23 protein-coding genes are annotated in these 18,258 nt (G+C 54.5%); 12 read left to right on the top strand and 11 right to left on the bottom strand.

Annotation, left to right across the window (positions count from 1 at the left end; all coding sequences use genetic code 11):
• Positions 1-328: 328 nt before the first annotated feature.
• Positions 329-580: a helix-turn-helix domain-containing protein gene (locus tag BLV67_RS09380; protein WP_069788550.1), complete on the bottom strand. Its 252-nt coding sequence runs from the start codon at positions 578-580 to the stop codon at positions 329-331.
• Between the two features lie 110 nt (positions 581-690).
• Between BLV67_RS09380 and BLV67_RS09375 the strand changes: the two genes are divergently transcribed.
• Together BLV67_RS09375 and BLV67_RS09370 are read left to right on the top strand one after the other, a co-directional pair.
• Complete coding sequence (locus tag BLV67_RS09375; RefSeq protein ID WP_069788551.1) at positions 691-996, top strand: hypothetical protein; 306 nt, start codon at positions 691-693, stop codon at positions 994-996.
• A 327-nt stretch (positions 997-1,323) separates the two neighbouring features.
• Complete coding sequence (locus BLV67_RS09370) at positions 1,324-2,220, top strand: helix-turn-helix transcriptional regulator (protein ID WP_069788552.1); 897 nt, start codon at positions 1,324-1,326, stop codon at positions 2,218-2,220.
• Positions 2,221-3,166: 946 nt separating this feature from the next.
• Here the strand turns inward: BLV67_RS09370 and BLV67_RS09360 are convergent.
• Both BLV67_RS09360 and BLV67_RS09355 read right to left on the bottom strand, forming a co-directional pair.
• Positions 3,167-3,574, bottom strand: coding sequence for a hypothetical protein (locus BLV67_RS09360; protein ID WP_069788554.1), 408 nt, complete (start codon positions 3,572-3,574; stop codon positions 3,167-3,169).
• A 325-nt stretch (positions 3,575-3,899) separates the two neighbouring features.
• Positions 3,900-4,424, bottom strand: a complete 525-nt coding sequence (locus BLV67_RS09355) for an RIP homotypic interaction motif-containing protein (RefSeq protein ID WP_069788555.1) — start codon at positions 4,422-4,424, stop codon at positions 3,900-3,902.
• Positions 4,425-4,629: 205 nt separating this feature from the next.
• Here BLV67_RS09355 and BLV67_RS09350 point away from each other — a divergent pair, with 205 nt between their 5' ends.
• Positions 4,630-5,172, top strand: a complete 543-nt coding sequence (locus BLV67_RS09350; RefSeq protein WP_069788556.1) for a recombinase family protein — start codon at positions 4,630-4,632, stop codon at positions 5,170-5,172.
• Positions 5,173-5,444: 272 nt separating this feature from the next.
• Here BLV67_RS09350 and BLV67_RS09345 read toward each other — a convergent pair whose 3' ends face one another.
• On the bottom strand, positions 5,445-6,248 hold the full coding sequence (locus BLV67_RS09345) for a HEPN domain-containing protein (RefSeq protein WP_069788557.1): 804 nt from the start codon (positions 6,246-6,248) through the stop codon (positions 5,445-5,447).
• 117 nt (positions 6,249-6,365) lie between these two features.
• On the opposite strand from BLV67_RS09345, the gene BLV67_RS09340 reads away from it, so the two are divergent.
• Positions 6,366-6,914 (top strand): helix-turn-helix domain-containing protein, encoded by a 549-nt coding sequence (locus BLV67_RS09340; protein ID WP_069788558.1) that lies wholly within the window; start codon positions 6,366-6,368, stop codon positions 6,912-6,914.
• A gap of 95 nt (positions 6,915-7,009) precedes the next feature.
• On the opposite strand, the gene BLV67_RS09335 is transcribed toward BLV67_RS09340, so the two are convergent.
• Positions 7,010-8,473, bottom strand: a complete 1,464-nt coding sequence (locus BLV67_RS09335) for a site-specific integrase (RefSeq protein ID WP_069788559.1) — start codon at positions 8,471-8,473, stop codon at positions 7,010-7,012.
• Between the two features lie 239 nt (positions 8,474-8,712).
• Here BLV67_RS09335 and mntA point away from each other — a divergent pair, with 239 nt between their 5' ends.
• Together mntA and hepT are read left to right on the top strand one after the other, a co-directional pair.
• Positions 8,713-9,108 carry a type VII toxin-antitoxin system MntA family adenylyltransferase antitoxin gene (mntA, locus tag BLV67_RS09330; RefSeq protein WP_069788560.1) on the top strand — a complete coding sequence of 132 codons (396 nt, stop codon included), beginning with the start codon at positions 8,713-8,715 and terminating at the stop codon, positions 9,106-9,108.
• Positions 9,098-9,547 carry a type VII toxin-antitoxin system HepT family RNase toxin gene (gene hepT, locus BLV67_RS09325; protein ID WP_069788561.1) on the top strand — a complete coding sequence of 150 codons (450 nt, stop codon included), beginning with the start codon at positions 9,098-9,100 and terminating at the stop codon, positions 9,545-9,547. Before mntA ends, hepT begins: the two co-directional genes overlap by 11 nt.
• Positions 9,548-9,616: 69 nt before the next feature.
• Here the strand turns inward: hepT and BLV67_RS09320 are convergent, their stop codons facing one another.
• The gene (locus BLV67_RS09320) at positions 9,617-9,904 is read right to left on the bottom strand and encodes a type II toxin-antitoxin system RelE family toxin (RefSeq protein WP_069788562.1); all 288 of its coding nucleotides are present in this window, start codon (positions 9,902-9,904) and stop codon (positions 9,617-9,619) included.
• Positions 9,894-10,133, bottom strand: a complete 240-nt coding sequence (locus BLV67_RS09315) for a type II toxin-antitoxin system RelB/DinJ family antitoxin (RefSeq protein WP_069788748.1) — start codon at positions 10,131-10,133, stop codon at positions 9,894-9,896. Before BLV67_RS09315 ends, BLV67_RS09320 begins: the two co-directional genes overlap by 11 nt.
• A 528-nt stretch (positions 10,134-10,661) precedes the next feature.
• Here BLV67_RS09315 and BLV67_RS09310 point away from each other — a divergent pair.
• Positions 10,662-10,928 (top strand): DUF6124 family protein, encoded by a 267-nt coding sequence (locus tag BLV67_RS09310; RefSeq protein WP_069788563.1) that lies wholly within the window; start codon positions 10,662-10,664, stop codon positions 10,926-10,928.
• A 74-nt stretch (positions 10,929-11,002) separates the two neighbouring features.
• Here BLV67_RS09310 and BLV67_RS09305 read toward each other — a convergent pair whose 3' ends face one another.
• A complete protein-coding gene (locus BLV67_RS09305; RefSeq protein WP_069788564.1) occupies positions 11,003-12,229 on the bottom strand; it encodes an MFS transporter in 1,227 nt (408 codons plus the stop codon).
• A 384-nt stretch (positions 12,230-12,613) separates the two neighbouring features.
• Positions 12,614-13,486: a DUF6216 family protein gene (locus BLV67_RS09300; RefSeq protein ID WP_069788565.1), complete on the bottom strand. Its 873-nt coding sequence runs from the start codon at positions 13,484-13,486 to the stop codon at positions 12,614-12,616.
• Positions 13,487-13,760: 274 nt separating this feature from the next.
• Here BLV67_RS09300 and BLV67_RS09295 point away from each other — a divergent pair, with 274 nt between their 5' ends.
• The 5 genes from BLV67_RS09295 (at position 13,761) to BLV67_RS09275 (ending at position 16,624) form a co-directional block, all read left to right on the top strand.
• Entirely contained in the window at positions 13,761-14,015 is a 255-nt protein-coding gene (locus BLV67_RS09295) for a hypothetical protein (protein ID WP_065929127.1), read from the top strand.
• A gap of 143 nt (positions 14,016-14,158) precedes the next feature.
• A complete protein-coding gene (locus tag BLV67_RS09290; protein ID WP_069788566.1) occupies positions 14,159-14,710 on the top strand; it encodes a cytochrome b in 552 nt (183 codons plus the stop codon).
• Positions 14,711-14,750: 40 nt separating this feature from the next.
• Positions 14,751-15,302 (top strand): tetratricopeptide repeat protein, encoded by a 552-nt coding sequence (locus tag BLV67_RS09285; protein WP_069788567.1) that lies wholly within the window; start codon positions 14,751-14,753, stop codon positions 15,300-15,302.
• A 60-nt stretch (positions 15,303-15,362) separates the two neighbouring features.
• On the top strand, positions 15,363-15,860 hold the full coding sequence (locus BLV67_RS09280; protein WP_065929130.1) for an RNA polymerase sigma factor: 498 nt from the start codon (positions 15,363-15,365) through the stop codon (positions 15,858-15,860).
• Positions 15,857-16,624: an anti-sigma factor family protein gene (locus tag BLV67_RS09275; RefSeq protein ID WP_069788568.1), complete on the top strand. Its 768-nt coding sequence runs from the start codon at positions 15,857-15,859 to the stop codon at positions 16,622-16,624. The genes BLV67_RS09280 and BLV67_RS09275 overlap by 4 nt, the downstream gene beginning before the upstream one ends.
• Positions 16,625-16,998: 374 nt before the next feature.
• Here BLV67_RS09275 and BLV67_RS09265 read toward each other — a convergent pair whose 3' ends face one another.
• Positions 16,999-17,208, bottom strand: a complete 210-nt coding sequence (locus BLV67_RS09265; RefSeq protein WP_065929133.1) for a cold-shock protein — start codon at positions 17,206-17,208, stop codon at positions 16,999-17,001.
• A 170-nt stretch (positions 17,209-17,378) separates the two neighbouring features.
• Entirely contained in the window at positions 17,379-18,257 is an 879-nt protein-coding gene (locus tag BLV67_RS09260) for an SMP-30/gluconolactonase/LRE family protein (RefSeq protein ID WP_069788749.1), read from the bottom strand.
• Between the last annotated feature and the right edge of the window lies 1 nt (position 18,258).

Here is an 18,258-nt window from a genome sequence, read left to right as displayed (position 1 = left end):
TGATCGCTTTCAGACCAGAGGCTATGCCTGCTATTGGCCGATTGCAGCCTCTCGTGAGGGGCTGGGCGTCAACGTCTGGAAGTTGTGTTGGTACAAAAGTGGTACGCGGCTTTCAGGTCGGCTCTATAGGGCAAGGAATACGTGGACTACTGGATTAGTAGTTCCAATCCATCCTTGTACGTACCCAGATTAGACCTGTGGGTGGGCGGGAGAAAATTCGGTACTGCTCGTATACCTAGGCAATCGCTAAGGAAAGGTCGGCCGCGTAAGCCGAGCTATGAATGCGGTTTCCGCCATCGAGTGGGTACGTTTGGTCGTATGTGTAGCCTTATCCTTCCTCTGCCAGTAATTCTTCAAGCTCAATTGCCAGCTTCGTAAGCTTAACTCCAAGGACGTTGCACAAGTCGCGGACCTGTACTACATCCAGGCGGCGTGTCCCGCTTTCAACGTCGCTCATGAAAGATTGCGGGCGCCCCAGCGCTTTTGAGCACTGGACCTGGGTCAGACCTGCCTCGTCTCGGTATTTCTTCAGCAGTGACAGGAGTGCAGCGTGCTCACGTCTGTAGATCGTTTTAGGCATGGTCGTCAGCTATGGAGATTAGCTGCTCAACCTATATCTGCTTTTCAGATATCTGAATTTCAGATATTTTGTCCGCTCGACAATCCAGTGTTTATTAGGTGAGCACAGTCATGAACGAACGAATCTACGTGCTGAACGGCCAGAAGAAGACCACCAATCACATTCTGCATCTCCTCCTTTGCATACCTACAGCCGGGTTGTGGCTAGTGTTTTGGTTTCTTGTCGCCATGCAGAATAGTAGGCATAACAAAAGAATTGATAAGAAGATCGCTCGAATACTGGAGCACAAAGAATCTGGGAAGTCCGACGTGGAAGCGTACCAGGCTATTCGCAACGAGGATCAATACAAGAACAAAGCGTTGTTGATCATCATTATCGTGATCGTTTTCATTGTCTATCTAAACTCTCGTCACTGAGTGGCGTTGGCTAAGAAAGGGGGGGGAGTTGGATTTGTAAGCCTCTGCTGGCCTCTTAGTCGTCGCGTATGCTGTAAAACGAAGTTTGGGCTGTCTGGTAAGAGTAAGGCTCTCATATCGCACTACAGGAGCTTGAAAGTGTAAAGTTGCTTGACAGATATGGTCTTAAAATGCATATTAACCGCTTTCCAGAAAACCAGAACCGAACGATCTCGACTAGCCCCAGTGCAACGTGAGACGTCGATTTCCTGCCGTCTGGAATTTGACCAAACCAACCAACCGAGGCACTCGCCTATGAATTGAACTACTACACAGGAGCCGAACAGTATGCTTACGTTTACCCTTCGTTTGACCCCCGGCACAATCGCTGCCAACCAAGACGCTATTGCCCCAAGTCCCGATATTCGTTTAACGCTTGCCAATCATTCCACGACAGTTGTTGACGGGATAGTCTTCGACAGAGTTACGGGAGAAGTGCTAGGGCGGTATAACCTCTCGGAGTACGCTCCCGAACCGTTCGATTGTTCAACCCCATCGTACGAAGAGGCTACTGTGTTCGTAATGGACGAAGACGGAAGCCCTGTCGGCATTGCTATAGCGAACAAAAACGACAACAGATATACCCCAAGAATCGTTACACTGCCCACTACTTGTCTCCCTTTGAATGCAGAGAGAGCGGTCAGGAAAGGTCGTAATTCATCGATAGTACAGAACCCACTGTATGCAATCATGCGTGCAGTGAAAATCGAAGAAGTATGTACTCCTTGGCTGGACGATTACATTCATGGGGCAATCAATGTCGGCCCAGGAGTAATCAACGGCAAATACAGCGTCTCTCCTGCTGACGTCGCTATACTACTCCGTCAGCCAGAGATTTCAGTGGAAAGCGCCTCAGGCTGCCTACTGAACCATGATCACGAGCCGATGAGCATTCGGCAGATTCAACGTGTTGTCGAGGCGGCAAGAATTTCCTTGAGAGGAGTCGCACTGTACTTGGAACGCCACCCAGAAATACTTGCTAGGTTAGACTTGACGTTTGATTTCAACACGCTCTGGCCTAGTGCTTCGGCGGAAGTGAAGCCGCTAGGTCAAAGGGAACATTCGAAGCGCCAAGACGTAATGCGCATGCTGGGGCAAGGTGAAGGCATAAAAGCGATTGCCCGACAGACAGGTGTATCAAGGAATACTGTCCGAAAATGGAAAGAAGAACTTATGGCTGAATGAACCTGATTACTCACCCTTGATGGGAAGAGTATCAAGGGGGGGGCAGTAACTTGAATTAACGACAGATATATAAGGGAGCTATTCGCACAGTGCGGAGCACTACGGTGGACTCACGCGTGGATTGCCGTTAGTCGTATCGTCCCGATTCCGGATCAGCCCATCAGTAAATACATCCAGCATCACCACAACCCAAAAAGCTTTTGATCTGGATCTTGATACACCGAAGGTGATGGGCAACAGTTGTCAGCGAGCGCTGACGGAAAACTACTGAATGCGAACGCATTCGTTTATGCACGAAAAATCTAAGAGCAAGATCAAAGGCAAGAGCTGTTCTGTGGTGATTTCTTTATGTATGACTTCGGTTGGACTGGAAGTCCGGTGGCGATATGTCCACCGGAAGGTGGAGGCAATGGAGGTGAATCAACTTTACAGCTCGCGCTGTTACCACCCTTGTGCTTGGTGGGGCCATACGGTGACATATGAAGTGGAGTCGCCACCTTGGGAGCGGTAGCTAAGGTATCTAGGGAAACGTCCTAGGCCGGGGCCTACAGCATGACTTTCGTGGACAGTAAACCATCGTCCCGGTGATGCTTTTACAGCGGCGCTGTGGGTAGTCCTATACCCTTAGGGCAAGCGTCCATCACAGAGAAGATTTCAATGGTGCATTGCACGGCGATATCCCAGCTAAAGGAAGCTACGGCCCTCCAGCGCTTGAGGTTTGAAATGTCACTCCGCAAACAAGGCTGGCAGCGAGTAACTGGTTACTCAGTCTGGACTACCTCCTACCAAGATGAATTGAACCGGGCACCCATTGCCAAGAAAGTAGACCAAGCCTTGAGGCAGGCTGCTCACCACGCCAAATTGGCTACCATCGCTTACGTGGTGCAGATTGGTGATAGTCCGCTGATCCAAGTCTCGTAGGCCATACAGCGTGAGATGTAGACGGTTATGCAGCCTTGGGGCGAAAGCCCCGGTATATCCACCTTGTGGTGGTAAATACGCTGAAAATGACGAGGTTAGTGATTGCCCATATACCTAGAATGGTCCCAGCCCAACCTAGGCGCCTAACAGGCAATCGCTCTACTTCATCGCTGTATTCGATTGCCGTCTTCCTGTAGGTCATCACCGCATCATCTTTTTTCAAGTCGAGGCAGAGTGATGGTGGCGTTTCTGGTGCTAGCTTGTGGCCTTGATAGTAGAGGTTGCAGTCGCCCCAAAACTTTAGTCGTGCCTGATACCTGTCTTTGACCTCGGATTGGCTAGGGTAGGAATCCACCCCGCCTAGGGTAATCGCGGCAAGCAGGATTACTGCAACCGCAACCCACAGCCTTTGCCACCCGTTCAATCGTTCCATTCGCCAGTGCTCCTTGGTCATAGGCATGATTATCCATGCTGGCACCGTAACGTCATACCGTTTTGGAAACCTCTTGATAACCTGGACAAAACCCACTCGAAACCAGTGCGCGATGTGGGCGTTGTTTCTAAGATTGACTTTGTGGCACGTCTGAAGCCCTCTGTTTCCGTAGGGGGCAACGTTAATTTGCTTAGCTCGGGTCCATGCTGACGCCCAAATCGAGGTTTTCACACTAAAACGCCCGTTCTGAGCCGGAACCACCGTTTTCCTGCAAGGCCAAGGCGGCGATAGCCTCCGGCCCCGAAGGGCCGAAAGGGAGAAGTAATCAGCTCAGTAGGCCGAGAGCCACGGGAAGTGTTGCACCAACAGCGGCAGAAACTAGTGGGTGTGCAAGGAAGGCATTGAGCTTGTTCTTCGCTTCCTCTCGCTCTTCCTTAGGGGCGTCCGCGTTGTCTATTGAGGTAAGCACCTCTTTCAGGGCTACTTCAAGATTCTGGACGTTGTGGTCGCCAATCTGGATGCCGGTCGATCCGTGGATGTTGATGTTATTGGTGGTGACGGAAGGCTGCGGCTTGGGGAGGGCGGAATCCTTTGTAATTGTCAGCTCGTAATGGGGGTCAAAACGAGAGTGGGAGTGTCCACCGCTGTAGTATTCGAACTCGTTAATTGTGTAGACGAATTCCTGTCCGTGCACCTTGCGAACGATCTTGTCGCCTTCGGTGATTTCCAGCTCGACCTGGAAAAGCCTAAGGGGGGTGGTGCTGAAAGCACATGCGTACGGTCCGCGACGTTTTCCGTTGTGCTCAATGTAAACTAGGTCATTGCCTGGATCTTGTAACAAGAGATTCATCTAAATCATTCCTGCTGCGTATGTTAAATCGCCACCATAGCTTGATGAGGGTCAATGGATCAATTTTTAGATTGTATTCATTTGGGTATACCCTTGAGACCGCTCGTCGGTGAATACAAGGATAGTATTCAATAGGGTTTGTTTTTATTAATGAACACGGACATACTCAAACCTCTAGAGTTAAATGAATACAGAGGGGAGAGTAATGGCGAGCATCGGCTACATTCGAGTTTCATCCACCGACCAAAACACCGCTCGCCAGTTGGAAGGTGTTGCCCTGGACGAAGTGTTCACAGACAAGGTGTCAGCGGCCAACACTGACCGCCCCGAACTACAGGCAATGCTTCGCCATGTTCGCAAGGGCGACGTTCTCCACGTCCACAGCATCGACCGGCTAGCCCGCTCATTGGAAGACCTGCTAGCCCTTGTAAAGGGGCTCATTGGTAAGGGCGTGGCAGTCTCGTTTCACAAGGAACAACTTCACTTCACCGGCGAAGCCAACCCCATGCAGGAGCTAATGCTGGGTCTGCTGGGCAGTGTTGCTCAGTTCGAGCGTGCGTTGATTCGTGAGCGTCAGGCAGAGGGCATCGCCAAGGCAAAGGAGAAGGGTGTCTACAAGGGACGTGTTAAGTCTGTGGACGATGACGCTATCCGCAAGGCAATGGCAGAGGATGGGGCGAGCTTCCGCAAGGTGGCAAAGGCCCTTGGTGTCAGCTTGAGCACCGTTCAGCGGGCAATGAAAGCCTGACCGTAACGCCTACAGAGCCCGCCAGGAGCGGGCTTCGTTGCACCAGATACAAGTGACAGCACTCGGCTCAACGCCTGCCAGAAGCGAGCCCAGCGGCACCCAACACACGACTTATTTTCAGGAAGCAACAGCTTTCGATGACCGTCAGCGTCCACCGTTGAGCCGTTCCAGCAAATTTCTGGGGGGGGCTTGGTTATTTCCCCCCGCCACAAGCCAATCGCCCATTGAGTTGCGATCCTAGTTCAGCGGCGGGCAATAGATATGGCTGAAAATCACCTCTTCTTGGTAGCAGCTAACGTTTCAAAGGCTTCCAGTGCCCCGGCAGGCAATCTGATTAACTCGCTCACAGGGCGTGCGATTTCAGGATGAAGATACAGGGGCGAATTTATAGCGACAAAAGGGTTCAGCCCTGCACCAGGGGAAATAGGTTCATCATTGCCGAACATTGCATTACGCCAGACAAGGCCCTCATGGGCGGGTTTGCCTTCTTCTGCTAAAACTTTCTCCAGCAATCCATTAGGGATGTAGCCGTCAGTTGGAGCACCTTCAAGTCTTTCTCTAAGCTCCGCGAGGTTGGCTAGGAGTACAGACTCGTTTGGCGTGTCGTTGTAGTGCTTTATACCCAGCGGGACGCAATACTGTCGGAGTCGCCAAATGAGCGCGTCGAGCCCCGGCAGTTCGTCGTGAAGCAAGAAGACTGAGGATACTAAATACCTATCGCCCTCCGAGTCAGCTAGATGCTCGAAGACTTTTCGCTCCCGGTCGGGAAGCGAAATATCGAATCGCAACCGTTCATTTACGAGCCGCAAGCCCTTGTTGAGGTCATGTCCTACATTCTTGGAACTAACCCTGCCCAGCAGGAGCATGCACTTCAAATACTTCTCGACCGCCTGCAAACCGGACCAAATAGCTTGAGTCGGCAGACTGGCCCTGAGTGCGAGTCGTGCAGCTATATAATCGCCATCCCCTATATCCCTGAAGCTTCTGATAGCTAGATCGTTGATCCATGCGCTCTCTGTGGGTGTCTGATACCCGGCAACAAATTCGTCCAAGGTCCTTTTCATATTGGTGCCCATCTTCGCCTCGTGCTCGATACGGTTTCAGTCTGAGTATGCACACCTGACACGCTGTGCACCCGCGACTTTCGTAAATGCTATCCTCTCGCCACTAAATCAGGGATGGCGCGCGGACAAATGTCTATATGGACCTTCAGTTTAAAGAAATCTGTACTCCTCCCCATCGGCGGCATCGTCGCTACTTGGCTTCTGACTAAGATTCTTGATGCCTATCTCGACATAACGATTCTGGCAAACTTGTGGGGCTGGCTTGTCCAGCGTAGTGAGTGGCTTTTTCAGGAGGTTCCGATGCCCCTTTGGCTTTTGGTGTGTACGACCATCTCTGGTCTGAGCGTCATTGCCGCGCTTGCGTACGCACTGATGGAGCTACGGCGATCAGAGTGCGAAATTCACCGGCTGAGGCATCCAGTAGACACGCCCCTGAACGACCTTGAGCATATGGTATTGATGACGATTGCAGGCTTTCTGGAGAACAACATGCACGCTAGTAGAAGGGATCTTCAGGAGCGCGTCGGTACAACACCGTTACCAGTACAAGCTGCTCTAGATGTCCTGACCACACGCGGCCTTGTCGGTGATGAGCTGGCTGGTAACGCGGTTTATATTGGCCTCACCCCAGCAGGGCGAAGGTATGCGCTGCATCCGGATAATTTAAGACGGACTTAGTTGTTCTCTGCAAGCCTTCAGATGCTGGACGTTTTTATGCCTTCAAGGATTGTGTCGGCGGGTGGTTGTGAGCTGTAGGATTCAGTCAAGGGCAGCTAACTGCTTGGGATCGTGGGGAGCTTCTTGATCGCGGCAAGCTTCTGTTTGGGTGATGAGCCCTTGCTGTAAACGTCAAACGTCACCGTTCCCGATTCATGACCGGCTAGCTCTCTGATCAATCTGTCTGGCACATCTGCTCGCACTAACTGGGTGATCACCGTCGCACGAATCGAGTGGAATACGTGCGTACGCCCAAACCCATTGGCCGTTTTCAATCTGCCAAATGCCTTGCTAAGAGCGTCTGACCGAATGCCGTATTTGTTTTTGCTTTCGGACGGTATTAAGAATCCATCGGTAGAGGTGTCGGCAAGGCGAGCAACGAGCCTCTTTAGCTGCGGATGAATAGGGACCTGTCTGATTCCCGCGACAGTCTTTGAGTCCGTGATATCGAACATTGGCACGCTTTCGATAGTGATCAAGTTCTCCGTGCGAAGCTGGCATAACTCCTCGATTCTGCCGCCGCTGAGCGCTCCCAATAGGATCAAGTCTGCAAGTGTGTTTAGGCCCTGCTCCTTTGCCGCCGTATGAAGGGCGCCAATTTCTTCGATGGTGAAAGCTTTCCGTGCTGCTTCCTTCTTTGCCTTGCCCTTGACGGTGGGCAGGGTGTGCTTTTCGAACGGGTTAACTTGGCCTTTAAAGGTCTGTCGCCACTGCGGTTCATGCGTGCAAGCCCATTGCCAGAACTGGCTGCCAGCGAGCAGGTATTGCTGCTTGGTTTTGCTGCTTAGCGTCATACCTTGCAACCAAGTGCTAACTGCATCGAAGTCGAGAGGACTACCGGATTGTTGAAGATGGTCCGATAAGCTCAACAGCTTCGCTTCCTGCTGGTTTACCGTCTTGAGTGCCACGTGATGTTCAAGGCGGTATGTGCGGAATGCTGCCAGACGTGTCTTGGTGATAGGGGAGCGAGCTTTGTAACTGGTAGGGTCTTTGATCAGGACTGCCAGTTCGTCCTTCTGATCAGGGGTTAGGTTGTGACTTTCGGTCAATCGTCTTCCCACAAACCCCTTGAACAGGTCGGCTAGGTCATCCTCAAGTTTGATCATCCCCATTGGCTCACCCCTGCGGCGCTCAATCATCGCTTTAAGGGCTGCTACTACCTCCGGGTTTTCCATCGCCTGCTTCACCGCTTCGGGATCAGGCTCTGGCAGAGGTGGGATTTTCTCGCCGATTCTTTCCCGTTTGGCGCTAGTCGCCATTTGGTCAAGTTGCTCAACCATCATGGCTACGTTGTCTTGCCAGCCATCCTGCAACTGTTTGCCTTGCCGTGCGATTTTTATCTGACTTTTCCAAGCGTGAAGGATAGGTAGGCGACGGTATAGGGCTTCTTCTCTCGATCCCGTTTTCAACGATTGGGATAGCACCTTGCGACCGCCAAATGCTTCCCGCACGTCCTTGGGGACGTCCAGCCTTACGTGGTACGTGCCGCCTTGGAGTTCTAGGTTGTTTGCCTTTGCCATGATCATCTACCAGCGGCCAATTCTACGTAAAGATTCTACGTAGATTCACATGGAAAGCCTTGTGGTACAATGGTTGCTGGGTTTTTTCGTGGTGTGTGGCGAGTCCCTATCTCTCCGCCATTATTGAATAACGAAAAACCCCCGATAACTTAATTGTTGTTGGGGGTTTTTTGTTTGGGGCAGAAATGTCGAGGCGATTTCTGCTACGGTCATTCATCAGATGACACGTGGAGCGCAACATGAACGTTGAGCAAGTGTTGGCTCACTTATTGGCCGGTATTCCTGATCTGATCGCGGTTTATGTCTTTGGCAGTCAGGCGACAGGCGAGGCACATGCTGACAGCGATCTGGACTTGGCAGTGCTTGTTGCGGGCTCTGTGGATCCGCTGCTGTTGTGGCGGTTAGCTGGAGAGCTTGCTGACATTGTGGCGGTGCCCGTTGATTTACTCGACCTGCGGGCTGCGTCCACCGTCATGCAATATCAAGTCATAACAACAGGGCGCAGGCTCTGGAACAAGGACGGCCAGGCAGGTATTTTCGAGAGTTACATCCTCAGCGAAAAAACCGAGCTGGACACTGCAAGGGCAGGGTTGCTGGCCGATATCCAGAAGGAAGGAAAAGTGCATGGTCGATGATGTCCTCATCAACAAAGCGTCGAGCATTGAGCGTTGTGTCGCTCGCGCTCGCGAGGAATACGACAAGGACCCTGCCAGTTTCGCTACTGACTTCACCCGTCAGGATGCGGCGATTCTTAATATTCTGCGTGCGTGTGAGGCTGCTCTGGATATGGGACAGCATCTAATTCGACGTGAACGACTGGGTGTTCCTCAGGGCGCTCGAGACGTGTTTGAGTTGCTGTCACGAGGCGGTTGGGTCCAATCGTCTCTGTTGACCAACCTGAAAAATATGGTCGGTTTCCGCAATATCGCAGTGCATGAGTATCAAACGCTTCAGTTGCCGATCACTGTTGCAATCATCACTCAGCATTTAGGTGATTTTCTGGCGTTTAGCGCCTTTATCCTGACTAAGGATGCAGGGCAGTCAGCGATTGTCACAGATACTGGGTTCATTTGAACGAGCTTGACTTGGCCTCCGTGGGCTTTCTGTTCGAGCGCAATCTTGCGAAGGATGTCGGATCTACTGCTAGCTCAAACGCTCGCCCGCTTTACGATAAGCCTGTTCACGCTCCCGTTTATCAATGGCCACCACCACCACTGTGATTTCCTGATCGATCACTTGATAAATCAGCCTGTAACCACTGCTACGTAGCTTGATTTTGTAGCAGTCGGGCAGGTCATGCAGGCGATTGGCTTCAATGCGTGGGTTGTTCAGGATGGCCACCAGCTTCTTCTTGAGCTGCTGACGAATGGTGTCGCCGAGCTTTTGCCACTCCTTCAATGCACGCGCATCGAAATCAAGGCTATAGGTCATCTATAGAAACCTTTACCCGTTGAGGTGATGCCAATCGTTCCCGGACGGTGGCCATCAACTCTTCATCTTCCTCAGTCATCAGAACGGGCTTGAAAGGTAGCTGGCCGCGGTCCGCCACGTATTGCAGGGCCTGGCGCATCAGTTCGGAAGGTGTAACGCCGAGTTTTTCCAGTTCGCGATAGGCGCGCGCTTTCAGGTCGTCATCGATACGGATGCTTATAGTCGCCATGGGAAAGATGCTCGTGTAATGACAATGGTCATTACAGTGGACCAGGAAAGGCCTATTGGCAAGTTTGTCGGGACGTATGGCGTTCGCATACTCCCTTGTCAGCGCATCACAATGTCCATGTGTCATAGAAGCTCCTCAGTACACCAGCGATCTTTTTTAGGCTAGCCCAGGGGCTTGAGTGCACAAGCTTCATTTTGGGAACACTCGTTACTGGGCATTTCCATAAGCGTGATTACCCGTGGCGTTGGCTCTGCAGCTCCCTCACGAGCTTGCACTGGTTGAGGCAGGACGCTAACCTTCCGCCGTCGCCCTCATGGCGACCGGTTTTGACAGACCGATATACAGGTGTACGACCTCCATACGATTACAGGCCTTTTCTGCTGTGACGTCGTTTTATGGCGGCTGTGCGTGGGGCATCTTCGGGTGCGCCGGGTCCTGTATACCGGTCTGTCAACCCGCGCATAGCTGCCACCTGATTCTGTTTGACAGCAGAATGTGACAGCTCCCATTGCATACAGGAGCTACAAAATGAACACGACCAACCCTGATTCTGATTCCGAGTTTTCCCCTCGCAAAATCTTCCACGTAGGCGCCGACGTCGGCTCCGAAGAAGCCCTGGCCAACGCCTCCGAAATCCTCGCATCCGCCCTTCAAACCGCCTACCAATGCGCCGAAGACCCGGACAGCACGCAGTCACCCGTGATCATGGGCCTGGCGCAATTGATCGAGAACGCTCAGGCACTGGTGGACGCTGCACTTGAGCGTCATTTCCCAACGGATAAACCAGGCAACTAACCCAATACCCCTGAAACAAAAAAAGCCTGCCGAGCTCAATGCTCGGCAGGCTTTTTAGTGGTTGCCGAGTTGTATCAGCCAGGCTGCGCCGCCAAGCTATTACTCACATTACGCCCCAACACCAGCACGGTCACAAACCCAAGCCCCACCAGCGCCGTGGCCAGGCTCAAGAGCATTGCGCTGCCCATCTGGTCGACGATCCGGCCGCCAAAGAACGAACCCAAGGCGATGATCACCTGAAACAGGGCAACAAACAGCGGCATACCGCGTTCCACATCCTTAGGTGCAACCACAAACATCCAGATACTCGCGCAGGCCGGGAAGGCGCCGAAGGCGAAGCCCCAGAGTGCGATGAGCATCGCGGCGCCGGTCATGCCGGTGGCGAAGTGAGGGAACAACGCGGTGCTGGTGCCGATCATCAGCGCGACCAACAGCAGGGTGTGGCGCACGCTGCGGTTGGCGGCGAAACCGGCAAAGACGTTGCCCATCACGCCGGCCACGCCATACAGCAGCAACAGCGAACCGATGGTCGGGCCGTCGAAGCCGGAACTGTTTTTGAAGAACGGCGCGACATAGGTGTAGGCAGCAAAATGCGCCAGGCCGATCAGCAGCACGGCGATCAAGCCGACCCGCGCTTGTGGGTTGATAAACAAGGCCGGCAAGTCACGGATCTGGATGGCTTTTTCCGGAGTGAGCCTCGGCAGCAGGAACACCTGCGCCAGCAACACCGGCACGCCCACAATCGCGGTCACCAGGAAGGTCATGCGCCAGCCCATCAGTCCGCTGAGCCAGGTGCCGACGGGTACGCCCAGTACGGTGGCCAGGGTCACGCCCATCATGATGATCGAGGTGGCCTTCGCTACGCCCACGCCCTTGGGCGCCAGGCGGCCGCTTAGAGCAATCGCCGTGGCCCAGAAGCCGCCGATGCTGATGCCGAGCAGCACACGGCCGAACAGCAGCAGGCTGAAGTCGCTGGCGTAGGCCACTACCGAGTTGGCGATGATCATGATCAGCGTCAGGCCGATCAGCAGGTAACGACGGTCCATGCCACCAATGATCACCGACAGCAAAGGCGCGGCAAGGGCGGCCATGATGCCGGGCAGGGTCACCATCAGGCCGGCGTGACCGGCACTGATGCCCAGGTCGCTGGCGACGTCATTGAGCACGCCCACCGGCAGAAACTCACTGGTTACCAGGGCGAAAGCGCCTACGGCGACCGAGAGAATCGCCAGCCACTGCTGTTTGACACTTTGTTGATTATGTTCGGGGCGGCCGCTGTGGGCCTGGCTGGGGCTTGGCATGGTGTCGGTTCCAGAAGGAATGTCGCCTGAAGCCAGGCGAAGGGGAGGGAAAGTGGAGGCGATTATAGGAACCGGTGCTGGCAATCACACAGGCGCTCGTTTCGATAATAACCATCAGTGCAATCGATTCGACGCTCTGGGGCGGCCTTTATGGCCTGTGAGCCAGCTTGCTGTGGCGAATAGTCTTGAGGTGAGCACGCTTGTTGTGGCGAGCAGGCTTGCCCTGCGTTGGGCTGCGTAGCGGCCCTGAAACCTGCCGCCGCGATCTTCCTCCAGGCACTGGGCGCCTGGGATGGGGCGGCTTCGCCGCCCAACGCAGGGCAAGCCTGCTCGCCACAACGAGCCTGTTTGCCACACCAAACCGGCTCGCCACAGTGACAGTGTTTACGGTTGAGCGGCGGTCTCTGCGGGCGTATGGGTGCTCTGCGCGGTCATCTGGTCATGGAGTTTGCGGGCCACACCCAAACGCGAGAGCTTGGTCAAGATACAAAAAACCGCAAATATCGACAGGCAGGCGATGAACAGTAAAAAGCCTTTTTGCTCTTTCAATCCAGTCTTTACGTTTTCAACGTAGGTGGGCGAAAGAAACAGCATGCAAATAGTATTGATGGTGCCTTCGGAGAAGTCCTCGTTATAAAACTTTTCCAGTGCCGTCGGTGATTTGCATTCGTCGACAGACAGCGTTTCACTGGGCAAGAAATGGAATTTGGCGTTGTTTTCCGACAGATAGAAAGACGGCACATCCGCGGCTTTTTTCAACGACACCATCAGGTAGCTGGAGTTAGCCAATGGCGGCGTAATGCTGATAATCGCCAGGAAGAAGATGCCCAACCCCAAAAACCCATTACGTTTGAAGGGTGTGATCATTGCCTCTTTAAGCGATAACTGAGTGAAGTCTTTCCAGTCAATGTACTTTCTGATCCTGGCCACATCGTTGTAACTGAAGTTGTTGTCAGTGATCCATTTATCCGCCTGCCGCGCGTGTTCCAGGTTTTGCGCGGGGATATTGAATTCGAACCGATAATATTCAACTTCGCGCAGGTCTTTGCGGGTGGCTTCATATTTTGGGTTTTCAAACGTGGTCGAGCCACCGAAGAACCGCCACATCAAGTCACGCAGAAATATCAGCGAGCCCGAGCGTGAGTAGATATATAAAACCAGCGCACATATTGCCAGGCCACTGAGCAGCCCGACGATGGCGGCGTAGTTTTGGAATGTCCATGTGACGATATTGTCGTTGAGTGCAGGTTGGGACATGCAGGGTCATCCTTGAAGGGTTAGTAGAGCGGCGCGCAGGCGAAGTTGCCGTGACCGGCCGGGCGGAAATCTAATAAAAACAAGGCGACTTTTCAAATATTATCATTGTGTGAATATCGATCTGGGCGGGTACTACATAGCACTGGAATCTTTCTTACATCTTTTAAAAACAAAGGCTACAGCCAGTTCGTTGCGAACGGATATTTAACTCACTATCTTCTGACGACGAGTCGTTCACTCGTAGGGTTTCCCTCAAACGCAAAGGAAATGCACCATGAGCAAAAACACAAAAAAGACCTCCAGCACGATGGCGACGTTGGCCGCCGAAACCTTGAATAATCCAAACGCCTCGGCCATCGCCAAAAGCCTGGCCGCGTCGGCGCTGTCCCAGACCGGTACGGATAAGCAGACGAGCGCACACATGGAGGAGAAAGCCGGCAAAGCCCTTCAAAGCGATAAATACAGTGAGGACACCAAGTCCCTGGCGGCATCGGTCCTCTCTCAAGCCAACAAAGAGCGTGGCAGCTGAATCATAAACACCGCATAAAAACGCCCCGTCGCTGAATCAGCGGCGGGGCTTCTTCGTTTCCCGATCAGTAAAAATTATTCGTCCCTCACCGAATAACTTTCGCCACTGCGGTGTTCACTCCACAGACCACCCAGGAAACGTCCATGAACACAGCATCCGATCGCTATGACCGCCTCACTCGCAGCTTCCACTGGCTGACCGCCGCCGTTGTGATTTTCATGTTTGCCAGTGCGCATATCTGGGAAAACCTGGAGAAGGGCACGCCGCTGCGCAAGGGCCTGCAATCGGTGCATATTTCGTTAGGTATCGCCATGGCGCTGCTGGTTGTCGCGCGGATTCTGTGGCGTGTGTTCGGCGGCACTCGGCCCAGGGCCGACAGTCACCCAGCGCTTAACCTGCTGGCGAAATTGGCACATGGTTGCCTGTACCTGTTGCTGGTGTCGCAGATGGTGTTGGGCTTTTTGTTTCGCTGGGCTCAAGGTGAGCCCTTCAATTTTTTCGGACTGTTTGCCGTGCCCGCGCCTTTTGTGATCGATCATGCCTGGCGGGACACCTTGGGCGGCCTGCATAACAATGTGGCCTGGGCGATCATCATGCTGGCGGGCGTGCATGCCATTGCTGCGCTTTGGCATCACTACGTGCTGGGTGACAGCACCTTGCGCCGCATGTTGCCGGGCGCACGCAATGCGCTTTAACAGTGATGTTTCCTCCCTATTGTTACGGAGTAAGACAACCATGAAGACCCGCCAAGCACACCCCGTCACCTACCGCACCGCGCTGTTCTTCGGCGCTTGCCTGGCCGCCGCTTTGCTCGCAGGCCAGGCCCACGCCTCCGGCGATGAGTCGGCCCCGCCCAAGCCCAACTGCCCCAAAGGCCAGGTCTGGGACACCAAGACCGGCAAGTGCGTGCTGCAAACCAGCAAGGCCACCTCTGATGCCGACCGCACCGATTACGCCTATCGCTTGGCCAAGGACGGGCGCTTCGATGAGGCGCTGAGCTTGCTCGACACCCTGCAAAATCCCAACACCGCCAAGGCCCTCAACTATCGCGGCTACGCCACGCGCAAGCTGGGGCGCACCGATGAAGGCATCGGTTATTACCTGAAGTCGGTCGAACTTGACCCTGACTATGCACAGGTTCGCGAGTACCTGGGTGAGGCCTATGTGATCAAGGGCCGGGTCGACCTGGCGCAAGAGCAACTGGTAAAAATCAAAGCCTTGTGCAGTACCACCTGCGAAGAATACGAAGACCTGGCCGCAGCCATCGCCGCAGCGCCACAGGCTTGAACGCCGTGAACCGGTCCGCAGGAGGCAGCCATCGTTCGGGACGCTGAGTTTCGCCGCGAGTTGGGCCAGTTGTTGCCACGGTTATGGCGATACGGGTGGGTGTTGTCGCGACAAAAGCACCTGGCCGAAGACCTGGTGCAAGCCACCTGCGTCAGGGCCTTGGAGCGTGCCGGGCAATTTGTGGCCGGCACGCGCCTGGATCGTTGGTTGCTGGCGATCATGCATTCGATCTGGCTCAACGAACTGCGCTCGCAACGGGTGCGCCAGGGGCAGGGGTTTGTCGATGCCGAACAGGCATTGTCGTTTGATGGTGAAAGCCAGGCACAGGAGCAAATCCTCGCTGCGCAGGTGATCAAGCGCGTTAACGGCTTGCCCGAAGCGCAGCGTGAAACGGTGTTTCTGGCGTATGTCGAAGGGCTTTCATACAAGGAAATTGCCGAAATCCTGCAGATACCTATCGGCACGGTGATGAGCCGGCTGGCCGCTGCTCGCATTAAGCTTGCCGAAGCCGCCTCCCCGACAGCCCAGCAGGATAAAGCCAACGGAGAACGGCGATGAGCCATACCGATACACCGTCCGATGAGCAGCTAGTGGCTTATCTGGATGGCGAACTGAGCACCGACCACCATCAACGGATCGCCGACCAGGCCAGCGTTGACCCGGCGCTTGCCGCACACCTGGACACATTGCGCTGCGCCGACTTGCCGTTCAAGGCTGCCTTCGACACGGTGCTGGAACACGCCCCGACCGAGCGCCTGCGCGCCATGCTCAACGCCTTGCCACCGGCACCGCCCCAAGCCTGGAGCCGTCGGCGTTTTCTTGCCGTGGCCGCGAGCTTCGCGGTGGCCGGCGTGGCGGCCGATCGCCTGTTCATGGGGTGGCAGCGTGCTGAATCCGGCCAGGGCTGGCGAGCCTCGGTGGCCGAATACATGGCCTTGTACACGCCACAGACTCTGGAAAACCTCAGCTTGGATCCGGCCTCTCACACGGCCCAGTTGACCTCTGTGGGCGCACAATTGGGTGTGTCGTTATCGCCTGAGTCCGTGAGCCTGCCCGGCGCCGAATTCCGACGGGCGCAGATCCTCGACTATGACGGCGTGTTGATCGGCCAACTCACCTACCTCGATCCACGCCACGGCCCTTTGGCACTGTGCATTACCGCCAGTAAAAAGGGCCTGCAGCCGCTGGCCAGCGAGCAGCGCCGAGGCCTGAACGTGGTGTATTGGGCCAATCCTGCCCATGCTTTCATGCTGATTGGGCGAAACCCCGTGGAGGATTTGCAGCACATGGCCAGTGGCGTCGAACGGCGCTTGCTGGCCTGATCTCAGTGAGTCGTCGTTTGCCTGGAGACGCTGCTCAGTAGTGCGCAGGCGTTTTTTCGTAGCCCGCAGGTGTGGGCGCGCTAATTCAGCGTGGGTTCCTCCACACTCTCGATATTGGCTGCCACCCACTCTCCGTCAGGCCCTCTTACCAGGTCATAGGTGACACTTTGCCCCTCTCGCAACACCAACCCACTCTGGCGAGAGGGGGTGTGCGAAAGAAGATGTCCTGTTCATCATAGGCAACTGCGCGGTGATGGGGTGCACTGCGGGTGACGTTGGCAGTCTGTGGAATCTTTGTGGGCATGGCCGTCCTCCTGTTTCAGTGCAGTGCGTTATCTGTTTCGGGCGGGTTATGGCTGTATGCAAATCGCCATTCAAATCACTTGAACCTCTTCGGCTTGCATGCCTTTTTTTCTCCTGATGGCAACAAAAGTGACTTGTTGTCCTTCTTTTAATGTCTTGATACCGCCCGCTTGAGTAGTGCTGAAATCAACGAGAAGGTCGTCTCCACTCTGCGGTGTGATAAATCCAAAGTGCTTTTCGTCGTTGAACCACTTCACTGTTCCAGTTTGTCTATCGCCCATTTTATCTATCCCTCCAATCCAAAATTGCCCGCTTAAAGCCACCGATTTACCGGTAGCCGTATCTATAAGAAAAGGCCCAAACCGACTTCGAGTCAACGCTCTGCGGGACCAGCGGTACTGTCATTCCTGACAGGTTTATGGACTTCAAAATGGGCACATACTGCGAGGTTTTAGGGCGACACTGTGCGTACCGCCGGCGTCAGTTCCAGCACCCGATTGCGCCCACCTTCGGCCAGCAAGTAAGTGCCTCGATCCGTCGGCACAATCGACTGCGGCGCTTTGAGAAACGACAAAATCGTCTGTTGCTGCCCCTGCTTATCAATCAGCAACAACCTGGCACGGTGCGTCGAATCCTCATTCACCCACAGCCCTCGCTCATCGCACATCAAGAACGTCGGTTTGTTCAACCCCGACAGCAACACCGGATCGCTGCCGTCATCGGTCAGCTCGCGCACCACGCCTTTTTTCTTTTCGGTGTAGAGCATTCGGCCATCGGTGCAACGGGTGATGGATTCGCCTTCGTGCAGCTTGTCGCGTATGACCGTCAGCGACTGGTCACCCCAGCGATAACGCAATAGCCGCCCGTTGTCCTTGCGGTCTTCGATGGCGTAGAGGTCGTCGCCCTCAACCCACAGGCCTTGCACGTTTTCGCCGCGAAACAGCTCGCTAACCACACCATCCTTGAGAAAGCTGACCGGGGCGTTGCCGGTTTCCTGGCTGAAGACCCAGCCGCCGTGGGTGGCGAACATGCCGTCGGGTTTGGACAGGTTGCCGACTACCACATCGCGTCGCCCATCGGGATGGATACGCACGATGCTGCCTTTGGCATCATTGAGTTCCTGGCTGATCATCAGCGAGCCATCCGGCATGGGCATCAATGAAGCGGCTTTGGGCACGTCACGGTGCACGGTTTGCACGCTCCAGCCGGTCGCGGCGCTGACGGGGTAGAAACTTTGCCAGGCGAAGAATCCCAGGGTGGCGACGACCAGCAAGCCGGTCAGGCTTAACCCCCAGAGCAAAGGTCGACGCGGATTTGGGGTGTCAGTCATT

This window comes from Pseudomonas salomonii (assembly GCF_900107155.1).
In the GTDB taxonomy this organism is placed as follows: domain Bacteria; phylum Pseudomonadota; class Gammaproteobacteria; order Pseudomonadales; family Pseudomonadaceae; genus Aquipseudomonas; species Aquipseudomonas salomonii.
Note: the sequence above shows the minus strand (reverse complement) of the source record. Positions and strands in the feature narration are given on the sequence as shown.

Excerpts from the sequence above, each read along its gene's own strand:
- BLV67_RS09295 (WP_065929127.1), top strand. The coding sequence starts at position 13,761 with ATGAGCAAAAACACAAAAAAGACCTCCAGCACGATGGCGACGTTGGCC.
- hepT (WP_069788561.1), top strand. The coding sequence starts at position 9,098 with ATGGTCGATGATGTCCTCATCAACAAAGCGTCGAGCATTGAGCGTTGT.
- BLV67_RS09350 (WP_069788556.1), top strand. The coding sequence starts at position 4,630 with ATGGCGAGCATCGGCTACATTCGAGTTTCATCCACCGACCAAAACACC.
- BLV67_RS09335 (WP_069788559.1), bottom strand. The coding sequence starts at position 8,473 with ATGGCAAAGGCAAACAACCTAGAACTCCAAGGCGGCACGTACCACGTA.
- BLV67_RS09355 (WP_069788555.1), bottom strand. The coding sequence starts at position 4,424 with ATGAATCTCTTGTTACAAGATCCAGGCAATGACCTAGTTTACATTGAG.
- BLV67_RS09305 (WP_069788564.1), bottom strand. The coding sequence starts at position 12,229 with ATGCCAAGCCCCAGCCAGGCCCACAGCGGCCGCCCCGAACATAATCAA.
- BLV67_RS09290 (WP_069788566.1), top strand. The coding sequence starts at position 14,159 with ATGAACACAGCATCCGATCGCTATGACCGCCTCACTCGCAGCTTCCAC.
- BLV67_RS09370 (WP_069788552.1), top strand. The coding sequence starts at position 1,324 with ATGCTTACGTTTACCCTTCGTTTGACCCCCGGCACAATCGCTGCCAAC.
- BLV67_RS09375 (WP_069788551.1), top strand. The coding sequence starts at position 691 with ATGAACGAACGAATCTACGTGCTGAACGGCCAGAAGAAGACCACCAAT.
- BLV67_RS09265 (WP_065929133.1), bottom strand. The coding sequence starts at position 17,208 with ATGGGCGATAGACAAACTGGAACAGTGAAGTGGTTCAACGACGAAAAG.
- BLV67_RS09300 (WP_069788565.1), bottom strand. The coding sequence starts at position 13,486 with ATGTCCCAACCTGCACTCAACGACAATATCGTCACATGGACATTCCAA.
- BLV67_RS09360 (WP_069788554.1), bottom strand. The coding sequence starts at position 3,574 with ATGGAACGATTGAACGGGTGGCAAAGGCTGTGGGTTGCGGTTGCAGTA.
- BLV67_RS09345 (WP_069788557.1), bottom strand. The coding sequence starts at position 6,248 with ATGGGCACCAATATGAAAAGGACCTTGGACGAATTTGTTGCCGGGTAT.
- BLV67_RS09340 (WP_069788558.1), top strand. The coding sequence starts at position 6,366 with ATGTCTATATGGACCTTCAGTTTAAAGAAATCTGTACTCCTCCCCATC.
- mntA (WP_069788560.1), top strand. The coding sequence starts at position 8,713 with ATGAACGTTGAGCAAGTGTTGGCTCACTTATTGGCCGGTATTCCTGAT.
- BLV67_RS09285 (WP_069788567.1), top strand. The coding sequence starts at position 14,751 with ATGAAGACCCGCCAAGCACACCCCGTCACCTACCGCACCGCGCTGTTC.
- BLV67_RS09310 (WP_069788563.1), top strand. The coding sequence starts at position 10,662 with ATGAACACGACCAACCCTGATTCTGATTCCGAGTTTTCCCCTCGCAAA.
- BLV67_RS09380 (WP_069788550.1), bottom strand. The coding sequence starts at position 580 with ATGCCTAAAACGATCTACAGACGTGAGCACGCTGCACTCCTGTCACTG.
- BLV67_RS09260 (WP_069788749.1), bottom strand. The coding sequence starts at position 18,257 with ATGACTGACACCCCAAATCCGCGTCGACCTTTGCTCTGGGGGTTAAGC.
- BLV67_RS09320 (WP_069788562.1), bottom strand. The coding sequence starts at position 9,904 with ATGACCTATAGCCTTGATTTCGATGCGCGTGCATTGAAGGAGTGGCAA.
- BLV67_RS09275 (WP_069788568.1), top strand. The coding sequence starts at position 15,857 with ATGAGCCATACCGATACACCGTCCGATGAGCAGCTAGTGGCTTATCTG.
- BLV67_RS09315 (WP_069788748.1), bottom strand. The coding sequence starts at position 10,133 with ATGGCGACTATAAGCATCCGTATCGATGACGACCTGAAAGCGCGCGCC.